At 31.3% G+C, this 11,783-nt stretch carries 9 protein-coding genes and 1 pseudogene; 4 read left to right on the top strand and 6 right to left on the bottom strand.

Annotated elements, in window-relative coordinates:
• Nucleotides 1-670: pseudogene (locus Q0352_RS08260) on the bottom strand (F0F1 ATP synthase subunit beta); the annotation flags it as partial.
• 169 nt (nt 671-839) lie between these two features.
• Nucleotides 840-3,683 carry a TonB-dependent receptor gene (locus Q0352_RS08255; RefSeq protein WP_299526489.1) on the bottom strand — a complete coding sequence of 948 codons (2,844 nt, stop codon included), beginning with the start codon at nt 3,681-3,683 and terminating at the stop codon, nt 840-842.
• A 327-nt stretch (nt 3,684-4,010) separates the two neighbouring features.
• Here Q0352_RS08255 and Q0352_RS08250 point away from each other — a divergent pair, with 327 nt between their 5' ends.
• The 3 genes from Q0352_RS08250 to Q0352_RS08240 are packed head-to-tail and all read left to right on the top strand — an operon-like array spanning nt 4,011 to nt 6,249.
• Nucleotides 4,011-4,445: a hypothetical protein gene (locus tag Q0352_RS08250; RefSeq protein ID WP_299526486.1), complete on the top strand. Its 435-nt coding sequence runs from the start codon at nt 4,011-4,013 to the stop codon at nt 4,443-4,445.
• A gap of 48 nt (nt 4,446-4,493) precedes the next feature.
• Entirely contained in the window at nt 4,494-5,225 is a 732-nt protein-coding gene (locus Q0352_RS08245; protein ID WP_299526483.1) for a 1-acyl-sn-glycerol-3-phosphate acyltransferase, read from the top strand.
• Between the two features lie 25 nt (nt 5,226-5,250).
• On the top strand, nt 5,251-6,249 hold the full coding sequence (locus Q0352_RS08240; RefSeq protein ID WP_299526481.1) for an acyl-ACP desaturase: 999 nt from the start codon (nt 5,251-5,253) through the stop codon (nt 6,247-6,249).
• 77 nt (nt 6,250-6,326) lie between these two features.
• Here Q0352_RS08240 and Q0352_RS08235 read toward each other — a convergent pair whose 3' ends face one another.
• A complete protein-coding gene (locus Q0352_RS08235; RefSeq protein WP_299526477.1) occupies nt 6,327-7,106 on the bottom strand; it encodes an amidohydrolase in 780 nt (259 codons plus the stop codon).
• Nucleotides 7,107-7,204: 98 nt separating this feature from the next.
• Here Q0352_RS08235 and Q0352_RS08230 point away from each other — a divergent pair, with 98 nt between their 5' ends.
• Nucleotides 7,205-7,723, top strand: coding sequence for a GNAT family N-acetyltransferase (locus Q0352_RS08230; protein WP_299526473.1), 519 nt, complete (start codon nt 7,205-7,207; stop codon nt 7,721-7,723).
• On the opposite strand, the gene Q0352_RS08225 is transcribed toward Q0352_RS08230, so the two are convergent.
• The 3 genes from Q0352_RS08225 to Q0352_RS08215 all read right to left on the bottom strand — a co-directional run bounded on the left by Q0352_RS08225 (nt 7,709) and on the right by Q0352_RS08215 (nt 11,775).
• Nucleotides 7,709-8,866: a methionine aminotransferase gene (locus Q0352_RS08225; RefSeq protein ID WP_299526470.1), complete on the bottom strand. Its 1,158-nt coding sequence runs from the start codon at nt 8,864-8,866 to the stop codon at nt 7,709-7,711. The genes Q0352_RS08230 and Q0352_RS08225 overlap by 15 nt on opposite strands.
• A 151-nt stretch (nt 8,867-9,017) precedes the next feature.
• Nucleotides 9,018-9,761 carry a succinate dehydrogenase/fumarate reductase iron-sulfur subunit gene (locus Q0352_RS08220; protein ID WP_299526467.1) on the bottom strand — a complete coding sequence of 248 codons (744 nt, stop codon included), beginning with the start codon at nt 9,759-9,761 and terminating at the stop codon, nt 9,018-9,020.
• Between the two features lie 10 nt (nt 9,762-9,771).
• A complete protein-coding gene (locus tag Q0352_RS08215; protein ID WP_299526464.1) occupies nt 9,772-11,775 on the bottom strand; it encodes a fumarate reductase/succinate dehydrogenase flavoprotein subunit in 2,004 nt (667 codons plus the stop codon).
• Between the last annotated feature and the right edge of the window lie 8 nt (nt 11,776-11,783).

The raw sequence follows: 11,783 nt of genomic DNA, 5'->3' as shown, positions 1-11,783 counted from the left end.
ATAAATCCCATCCTCCTTCTTCCATAGAATGCATAAAGTCATCACCATATTTAATAATACCTGATTCTAACATTTCTCTTAAAAGGTCATTTCCTTCACGTGTTCTTTCACCTACACCAGCAAATACTGATAAACCACCGTGACCTTTTGCTATATTGTTAATCAATTCCATTAACAATACTGTTTTACCTACTCCAGCTCCACCAAACAAACCAATTTTACCACCTTTTGCATATGGCTCAATTAAATCGATTACTTTAATACCTGTAAATAAAACTTCTGTTGAGGTTGATAAATCTTCAAATTTTGGTGCCTGTCTGTGAATAGGCAAACCATCTTTACCTTCTTTAGGTAAATTTCCCAATCCATCAATAGCATCTCCAATTACGTTAAATAAACGCCCATAAATATCCTTTCCTATTGGCATTTGAATTGCATTACCAGTAGCAACAACTTCTGTTCCTCTACTTAAACCATCAGTTGAATCCATAGAGATGGTTCTAACAGTATCTTCACCAATATGAGATTGAACTTCTAATACTAACAATGAACCATCCTTTTTTGTGATTTCTAATGAATCATATAATTTTGGAAGTTCAGCGCCAGATTCAAACTCAACGTCAATAACTGGACCAATAATTTGTGCAACTTTACCTGTAACTTTTGCCATTACTTTAACTATTTATTTTTTAGATATTTAACCTTTTAAGGTTCTCCTCAATTTTAAAGGTGCAAAGATAGTTTTTTGATTTTATTTTTAAAAAATATTATGCTTTTTTTTAAAAAAAGAAACGCCCTAAACTTTTAGGGCGTTTTACTTTATAAACTATTATTGTTTATTATGGATTAATTGTCCAAGAAACATAGTACTGTGAACCAATTTGAGCATTCCCTGGAGCTGTAAAATATTCTTTACCTCCTAAATTTGCTGCACCAATTTTAAATGTTGATTTAAAAGATAGTACTGAATAACTAATTTGAGCATCTAAAACTGTACGTGCTTCAATTATTGCATCAGCAAAAGTAGATTCCCATAAATATTCATCATTCCATCTTAAATTCACATTGAAACCTAAGTTTTCAATAAGTTCTGTATTTCCAAATGAAAATTTAACTTTATGCTCAGGAGTATTAAATCCAGCTTCATAATCTGGGTCAGTAGCTTGGTCAAAATCAAATCTAGCCAAAGTATAATTAAGTCCAACATTGTAATTTCCAAATATTTTAGATGTTACTCCAATACTACCTCCATAAGATGAAATATCAGCTGCCGAGTTTGTATATACCTGAAAACCCATATAATCTCCTTGGCTTAAAGCTACTAATGCTAATGGTGTTGGCCCACCACCAATTGGAGCTAAATCTACTATATCAGACAAGTTTGGATTTCCATAATAAGGAACAGCAACATTTTTATTTCCAATAAAATCTTCGTATTTGTTATAATATGCGCTCATGTCTAATGCTAAATTACCGAAACCAGCTCTATAACCTATTTCATAAGCGGTCACTTTTTCAGGTTTTACATAATCAAAATTTGCTTTTTGAAAAGTTCCATTAGCAATCGAACTAGCTGAAAAAGCATTTTCATAAGCATCCCTACCTGTTAACGTTACAGTAGATCCAATGGATCCTGCAGTTAAATTATTTACTATCATTTGCCCCGTAGCACTAACACTCAAAGGGTTTGATGTATATCTATCCAAATTATCAGGTGCAGAACCAACTAATATTCCTGCTCCAGAATCTAAACCAATGTATTGGTCTTGTGTTGATGGATTTCTAAATCCTGTTTGAAATGACGCTCTTAAATTACGTGTTTTTCCTTTTCCTAAAGAATAAGAAACTGAAACTCTTGGAGAGTAATTACCATCAAAATTCTTTGCTTTATCATAACGTAAAGACCCTGTGAACTTTAATCTATCATCAATAAATTTCTTTTGAATTTGTGTATACACACCATACTCATTATAATCTATTGATCCATCAAAATCCGTATAAATAGTTCCACTAGAATTTAATGAATATTGCCTCCAAGAACCACCCACTTGAATATCAGCAATATCGGTAATGTCTCTTAAATTATAATTAGCATCTCCATGATAAATTTTTGATTTATCCTGAAATTTAGAGCCTGAAAGTAAGCTTGGATCAGAAGTAACAGCATCAAAAGCTGCTTTAAATTCAGGTGTTCCAGGTTGTAACGTAACATTTGTATCAGCAAACTGTCTAGCTCCTGAATGAGCAGCGTCTTGTGAAGCTCCTTGGGCTATTGCTCCTAAAAATGCTTGAGTATAAGCTCCAAACCATTGTGGAGCATCTATTTTATTCATATTTATACCTGTAAATCTCATATCGTAAGAATCACCTGCATCTTCATCAGTCATATATCCTCTAACAAAGAAATTATCACCTGAGACTTCTAATTTATGCTGTTGCATAAAGAAATTTTTGATTGAATATCTATTAGATCCTTGATAAATAGTATTACCGTTACCAAATTTTGCATTATAGCTCACTTCTAAATCATTTGCAAATGGTCTATAATTTAAAGAAATATCAACTTTAGCACTTTGAGCTACATAATCTGTTAAATCACTTTCTCTATAACCTGTTCTTGAAATTGTTTGTGTACCAAGTGATGCCGCAAGTGGTGCAGGAAAACCAGCTCCTAAAGCAAATTGTTCAAAATTAATTGGAGTCTTTACTTCGTCACCATATATATTTGCTTGGTCAAAACTTGTTTGATTACCTAAACTTGAAATAACCGTATCAGCTTCTCCTGCTTCTGTATCAATATATTGATTATAATCTGTTGCATACCATTCAGTTCCTTTTAAGAATGAAAATGATGCTTTGGCAGCAAATTTATCACTAAATTTATGTGCCATTCTAATTCCAACATCCGTAAAATTATTATCTCCTGCAGCTATTTGTGAAGTCAATCCTGTTTTTAAATATACACTAACACCTTCAGAAGTAAACGGATTTTTACTTGTCATAAATAAAACACCATTAAAAGCATTTGCACCATATAATGCAGAAGAAGCTCCAGGAAGTAATTCAACAGAGTTAACATCCAATTCAGACATTCCTAAAAGGTTCCCTAAATTAAAGTTAAGTGCTGGTGAAGAGTTATCCATACCATCAACCAATTGCATAAAACGTGTATTGGCAAATGTTGCAAAACCCCTTGTGTTAATTGATTTAAATGTTAAACTATTTGTATTAACATCAACTCCTTTTAAATTTTCTAAACCATCGTAAAAAGTTGGAGATGAAGTGTTTTTAATAGCTCTAATGTCCATTCTTTCAATTGTAACAGGCGATTCTAAAACACGTTCTGGTGTTCTAGAAGCAGATACAACTACTTCATCTAAAGCTGTAGCGGCTTCAGCAAGTTCTATATTTACAATCTGATTATTTTGAGTAATTTCAACTGTTGTAACTGAAAATCCAATAAGAGAAACTTCTATTTTAAATGGAAGGTCGTGATCTACCACCAAAGAAAAGTTTCCGTCAAAATCAGTTGTGGTACCCAAAGATCTTCCAACAACTTGTATATTCGCACCAGGAATTGGCTGCTCTGTTGTTGCTTCTGTGATAGTTCCAGAAACTGTGGTTTGTGCCACCATAACTGTACCCACAAAAAGCGCAAAAAACACACTTAATAATTTTTTCATAATATCCTTATAGTATTGATTATTAGAAGCGCAAAATACACATTTTTTCTAATTATCTTAAAAAATGAGAAAAAAAAACAGCTTATAGAGCACTAATTACTCTTTTTTATTAGTGAAATATGATAATTATCAGCGATTTATATAGTTTAAAACACTAATGAAAAATAATTTTTTGTTATTATTTTCACTTCTACTTATCATGTATTTTGTTATTTCTAATGAAATAATATTAAATCATGGCGAATGATTATAAATTTTAAACATTTTTTTTCAAAATAAAACCAATTTTATTTTATTACATTTGCTATCTACTTAAAACTAACTATTATGACAAAAATGATTCATTCTTATTGGGCTTACATTGTACTATTAATTCTAATTATAGCGGTTGTAAATGCTATAATTGGTTTAAGCTCTAAAAAAGAATTTAATGCTAAAGATTTACGAATCTCGTTATTTGCTTTAATTGCTTCACATATTCAATTAATTATTGGGTTTATTGCTTTTTATACTTCTACTTTTTATACAAGTATGCGAGCTATGGGAATGGGAGAAGTTATGAAAAATAAGGAGTTAAGAAACTCTTTAATAGAGCATCCTGTAATGATTATTATTGCTATTACATTAATTACAATTGGATTCTCTAAACACAAAAAGAAAACAACTGATGCAGGGAAATTTAAAACAATCACCATTTTTTATGGAATTGCGTTACTGATAATTCTAGGAATGATTCCTTGGAGTTTATGGTTTAATAATTAAAAAATAAGAATCCTAAGCTTTTTAGCTTGGGATTTTCTTTTCATAAATATGAAAACAGTTTTATCATATATATTATCTTCTATCTTTTACCTTTTTTATGGTATCCTTTTATTAATTTTCCATGGTTTACAATGGCTAGGTTATAATATTTTCAAGTATAAAGGTCATAAAATAGCTGTAGATATTATGAACTGCTCGTTTACATATCTCTTATATTTATTTGGCACCCGAATTAAATTTATAAGTAAACATCTTATTCCTAAAAATGTTCCTTTAATAATTGTTTCCAATCATCAAAGCATGCATGATATTTGTCCGCTTTCATGTTATTTAAAGAAGCATCACCCAAAATTTGTTTCTAAAATTGAATTAGGAAAAGGAATCCCAGCGGTTTCATATAATTTAACACATGGAGGTTCTGTTTTAATTGATAGAAAAGATCCTAGACAGTCTTTAACCGCCATTAAAGAATTTGGAAAATATATTGAAAAAAATAAGTATGCAGCAGTTATTTTTCCGGAAGGAACCAGAAGTAAAGATGGTGCTCCCAAACGTTTTTCTGAAAATGGGTTAAAAATGCTTACCAAATTTATACCGTCTGCTTATGTTATTCCTGTAACTATTAATAATTGTTGGAAGCTTAATAGAAAAGGAATGTTTCCGTTAGAAATAGGTGTAAAAATCACTTTTGAATTCCATGAAGCTATAAAAGCTGACTCCTTGGAATTTGCTCAACTTTTCGAAAAAGTTGAAACTTCTATTAAAAATTCCATAATTTAGCAAACTACTAAACTAAATCAAAAACATGTCATTAAACAATATCCGGTTAGAGGTAATGCTAACCCTTGAAAAAAATATAGATACTTTTGTCGATGAATATTTAATTGCTCCAGAAAAAATTTGGCAACCAACCGATTTTCTTCCAAATTCACAAAGCGAAAATTTTATAGAAGAAGTAAAAGAAATAAGAGAATTATCTAAAGATTTAGATAATGACTTTTGGACTGTTTTAGTAGGTGACACTATTACTGAAGAAGCGCTTCCAACCTATGAATCTTGGCTGTTGGATATTGATGGTATTTCAAAACCTAGAAACGAAGAAAAAGATAATGGTTGGGCAAAATGGATACGTGCTTGGACTGGTGAAGAAAATAGACACGGTGATGTGCTAAACAAGTATTTGTACCTATCTGGCAGAGTAAACATGCGTGAAGTTGAAATTACCACGCAACATTTAATTGCTGACGGAATGGATATTGGAACTGCTCGCGATCCTTATAAAAACTTTGTTTATACCAGTTTTCAAGAATTAGCAACCTATATTTCACATAATAATGTTGCTAAAATTGCACGAAAAAACGGTCATAAATTATTGGCTAAAATGTCTAAAATTATTGCTGGAGATGAAATGCGTCATCATTTAGCATATACTGAATTTGTGAAACAAATTTTTAAATATGATCCAAGTGAAATGATGTTGGCTTTTCAATATATGATGAAACATAAAATTGTGATGCCAGCGATGCATTTAAGACATTCTGGAGAAGAAAAAGGCAGTTTATTTGATCAATTTTCAATAGTGGCTCAAAGAGCAGGTGTATATACAGGCTTCGATTATGTTGATATTATTAAAAAACTAAATACCATTTGGGAAATTGATAAAATTACAGGCTTAACTTCAGAAGCTGAAAAAGCAAGAGATTATTTAATGAAATTACCAGATAGAATGTATCGTATTACTGAGCGTATTGTTGTTCCTAATACTAAGTATGAATTTAAATGGTTGAATCCTATCATTCTGTAAATTAGCAACAAACGTTTTGTTGAACTTAATTCAACATCTTATATAGATAAGAATTAAGTTCAGCAAAACGTCTATTCTTAATTAATCTCAAAAGTATCTTTATCGTTCAAAAAATTGAACTTATTTCTAACCTCAGCTATGTGCTTTTTGTTTAAAGTGACAATTGCTTTATCTTCAATATTTGTTTTAATATGAGTTAATTTTTTACCTAAACCATCATAAGCTACCGAATGACCGCTGTATTCATGTTTGTTTTCGTCAACACCTACTCTATTTACTCCTATTGTATAACTCAAATTTTCTATAGCACGTGCTTTTAACAAAGCATCCCAAGCAGCAATTCTTGGTTTTGGCCAGTTTGCAACATATAACAATACATCATAATCTTCAACATTTCTTGCCCAAACCGGAAAACGTAAATCATAACAAACAAGCAAACAAATTTTCCACCCTTTATAATTCACTATTGTTTTTTCTTTTCCAGAAGTGTACACTTTATCTTCTCCTGCCAAGGTAAATAAATGTCGTTTGTCGTATGTATTAATTTCTCCTGAAGGATGCACAAATAAAAAGCGGTTATAATAATTTCCTTCTTCTAAAATAATAATACTTCCCGCAATTGCAGTGTTATTTTCTGAAGCAATTTTTTGCATCCATTCAACAGTTTCACCTTTCATAGATTCAGCAATTGTTTTAGGAAGCAAACTGAAACCTGTTGTAAACATTTCGGGTAAGACTATTAAATCAACATTTCCCTTAATTGCATTTATTTTTTTCGCAAATTGAATTCTGTTTTGTTCAGCGTTATGCCAAACTAAATTGGCCTGAACCAATACTATTTTAAGTTGTGATTGCATGTGATAAAATTACACTATTTCAGTGAATGATTTAAAATTTAATTTGTAATTTAATTTTTCAAATATCAAACCAACATAAGAAATAAAATTTATGGAAAATGGATTTATCTTTTAAAAAATGTACCCTTGAAAATTTAGTAAAACTTGTAGAAATATCAAAATCAACTTTTATTAATGCTTTTGAAAAAGATAATAATCCACTAGATTTTAATAGCTATATTGATTTTGCATTTAGTCAAGAGAAAATAAAATCTGAGCTTTTAAATTCTAATTCTACTTTTTATTTTACTTATTTCAAAAATGAACTTGTTGGTTATTTTAAATTAAATGAAAACGAAGCTCAAACAGAAAAATTTAATAAAAAAACTATAGAACTTGAACGTATTTATGTTTTAAAAAAATTCCAAAATAAACAATTAGGAAAACATATTTTATTAGAAATAATTAGAATTGTAAAAACTAAACAAGTTTCTTTTCTATGGCTCGGCGTTTGGGAAAAAAATTTAGCTGCAATTCGGTTTTATGAGCGTTATAATTTCAAAAAGTTTGATACTCATTTTTACTATATTGGAAATGACAAACAAACCGATTGGCTAATGAAACTAGATTTTGTTTAATATTTCGGCTGCTCTTTTTAATGTTTCTTCAGTTTTAGCAAAGCAAAAACGCAATACTTTAGTATCATAATTTTCATTATTAAATACCGAAATTGGTATTGATGCTATTTTTTGTTCTTTTGTTAATCTTACTGCAAAATCGTAATCACTTTCTTGAGTTATATTTTTAAAATTAAGTAATTGAAAATAGGTTCCTTTAGAAGGCGAAAACTCAAAACGTGAATCTTTTATTAAATCTAAAAACAAATCTCTTTTTTGCTGATAAAAATTTCCTAACTCTAAATAATTACTAGGTGTTTTTAAATATTCAGCTAATGCAACTTGAATAGGATGATTTGCACTAAACACATTAAACTGGTGTACTTTCCTAAATTCTTTTGTTAACTGTGCTGGAGCAATACAATACCCCATTTTCCAGCCTGTGTTATGAAAAGTTTTTCCGAAGGAAGCTATTATAAAAGATCTTTCAGCTAATGCTGGAAACAACGCTGCAGATTGATGTTGTTCACCATCAAAAATAATATGTTCATACACCTCATCACTTAACAATAAAATGTTGGTGTTTCGTAGTAAAGTTTCTAATTGCAACATATCTTTTTTAGACAAAATTCTTCCTGAAGGATTGTGTGGTGTATTAATGATAATCATCTTCGTTTTATCCGTAATTAAACCTTTTACTTCTTCCCAATTAATTTTAAAATCTTCTGGATCTAATTGAATTGCAACTGTTTTTCCTCCAAAAAGTTCAATAGTTGGTTCATAACAATCATATGCAGGTTTAAAAATAATAACCTCATCACCTTTTGAAACTGTAGCAGCAATTACTGTGAAAATCGCTTGTGTTGCGCCTGCTGTAATAGTAATTTCGGTTTCTGGATTGTAGGATACTTTATATAAACTTTCTGTTTTCTGAGCTATTTGCTCTCTTAAACTAATAATACCAGGCATTGGCGCATATTGATTTTTTCCATTCATCATTGCACTATTTACTAGTTTAATAAGCTTTGCATCACTTTCAAAATCAGGAAAACCTTGTGATAAATTAAGAGCATTATGTTGTGTTGCCAAACCGCTCATAATAGCAAATATTGAAGTTGGTATTTCTGGTAATTTTGATTGAAAAACTTTATTAAAATTAAGCATTAATTTCTGAGTTAAATTAAAAATATACTGTGGTAATGAAATCGTTTCTAAAAATACTAAATCTTCGCTTTATTAAATATCTTTTGTAAACAAAAAACCTGTCTCATTTCTGAAACAGGTTTTTTTATTGAATTTACCACTTAATATATAACTATATAATACTTGCTTTTAAATACTCACGGTTCATACGTGCAATATTTTCTAATGAAATACTTTTTGGACATTCAACTTCACAAGCTCCAGTATTGGTACAGTTACCAAATCCTTCTAAATCCATTTGTGCAACCATATTAAGTACACGGTCTTTTGCTTCTACTTTACCTTGTGGCAACAAAGCAAATTGCGAAACTTTTGCTGCAACAAATAACATGGCGCTAGAGTTTTTACAACTAGCAACACAGGCTCCACAACCAATACAAGCAGCAGCATCCATAGATAAATCTGCATTGTATTTAGAAATAGGAATTGCATTTGCATCTTGCGTATTTCCAGAAGTATTTACTGAAATGTAACCACCTGCTTGTTGAATACGTTCAAAAGCCATACGGTCTACTACTAAATCTTTAATTACCGGAAAAGCTTTTGCTCTCCAAGGTTCAATATAAATAGTATCACCGTCTTTAAAAGTACGCATATGTAACTGACACGTTGTAATTCCACGATCTGGACCGTGAGGTTCTCCGTTTATGTGTAATGAACACATTCCACAAATACCTTCTCTACAATCATGATCAAATGCAATTGGCACTTCATCTTTAGCTACCAAACTTTCATTTAAAACATCCATCATTTCTAAGAACGACATGTGTTCTGAAATATCGGTAACTTTATATTCGACCATTTGCCCCTTATCTTGAGGTCCTTTTTGTCTCCAAATTTTTAACGTTAAATTCATAATGTCTTTCTTATTTGTATGAACGAGTTTTTAATTCGATATCTTTAAATTCTAATTCTTCTTTATGCAAAATTGCTTCACTAGGTTTTCCTGTGTATTCCCAAGCCGCAACGTAAGCAAAATTTTTGTCATCACGTTTAGCTTCACCATCTTCTGTAATATGCTCTTCACGGAAATGACCTCCACAAGATTCTTCACGCTCTAAAGCATCTTTCGCAAATAATTCTCCTAATTCCAAGAAATCTGCTACTCTACCTGCTTTTTCTAATTCAGGATTCATTTCATTCAAATCACCAGGAACTTTAACGTTTTTCCAGAAATCTTTACGTATATCTTGAATTTCTTTAATCGCTTCTTTTAGTCCTTTTTCATTACGAGCCATTCCAACTTTATTCCACATCACTAAACCAAGTTTTTTATGGAAATAATCTACTGAATGTGTTCCTTCATTATTGATGAAGAAATCTAATTGATCTTTTACAGATTTTTCAACTTCATCAAATTCTGGAGAATCTGTTGGTATTTTTCCAGTTCTAATATCATCGGCTAAATAATCACCAATAGTATAAGGCAGTACAAAATATCCATCGGCCAAACCTTGCATTAAAGCAGAAGCTCCCAATCTGTTTGCTCCGTGATCAGAGAAGTTTGCTTCACCAATACAGTATAAACCAGGAACGGTTGTCATTAAGTTATAATCAACCCAAACACCACCCATTGTATAGTGGGTTGCAGGATAAATCATCATAGGTGTTTTGTATGGATTTTCATCTATAATTTTCTCATACATTTGGAATAAGTTTCCGTATTTTTCTTCAATAACAGCTTCACCTAATGTTATAATTTCTTCTTTTGAAGGATTTTGATTTCCAGAAATTTTAGCTTTTGTACTACCATAACGATTAATGGCAGCAGCAAAATCTAAATAAACAGCTTCTCCCGTTGCATTAACTCCGTGACCTGCGTCACAACGCTCTTTAGCTGCTCTTGAAGCAACATCTCTAGGAACTAAATTCCCATAAGCAGGATATCTTCTTTCTAAGAAATAATCTCTATCTTCTTCAACAATAGCAGTTGGTTTTAAGTTGCCTTGTTGAATTGCTTTCGCATCTTCTATTTTCTTAGGAACCCAAATTCTACCATCATTACGTAATGATTCAGACATTAACGTTAATTTAGATTGGTAATCTCCTGAACGTGGAATACACGTTGGGTGAATTTGTGTAAAACAAGGATTTGCGAAATACGCTCCTTTTTTATGAATTTTCCAAGCTGCAGTTGCATTAGAACCCATAGCATTGGTTGATAAGAAATAAACATTTCCATAACCACCAGTTGCAATAACTACCGCGTGAGCTGAATGACGCTCAATTTCACCAGTAATTAAATCACGTGCAATAATACCTCTTGCTTTTCCATCAATTTTTACAACGTCTAACATTTCGTGACGATTGAACATTTCAATCTTTCCACGAGCAATTTGACGGTTCATTGCTGAATAACATCCTAATAATAATTGTTGTCCTGTTTGTCCTTTTGCGTAAAAAGTTCTAGAAACTAATACACCACCAAATGAACGGTTGTCTAACAATCCACCATAATCACGTGCAAAAGGAACACCTTGTGCAACGCATTGGTCAATAATTGCTCCCGAAACTTCAGCCAAACGATGAACGTTTGCTTCACGTGAACGGTAATCTCCACCTTTTACAGTGTCATAAAATAAACGATAGTTTGAATCTCCATCGCCCATATAATTTTTTGCTGCGTTAATACCTCCCTGTGCTGCAATTGAATGCGCTCTACGTGGAGAATCTTGGTAAGCAAATGCTTTTACGTTATATCCTAACTCAGCTAAAGTAGCAGCGGCTGAACCTCCTGCTAAACCTGTTCCAACAACTATAATATCAATATTACGCTTGTTTGCAGGGTTTACTAAGTCAATGTGATCTTTATATAATGTCCATTTATCTTTTATTGGACCTTCTGGTATTCTTGAATTTAAAGTCGTCATATTTTCTA

The sequence above is a fragment of the uncultured Lutibacter sp. genome, assembly GCF_937891065.1.
Lineage (GTDB): Bacteria > Bacteroidota > Bacteroidia > Flavobacteriales > Flavobacteriaceae > Lutibacter.
Note: the sequence above shows the minus strand (reverse complement) of the source record. Positions and strands in the feature narration are given on the sequence as shown.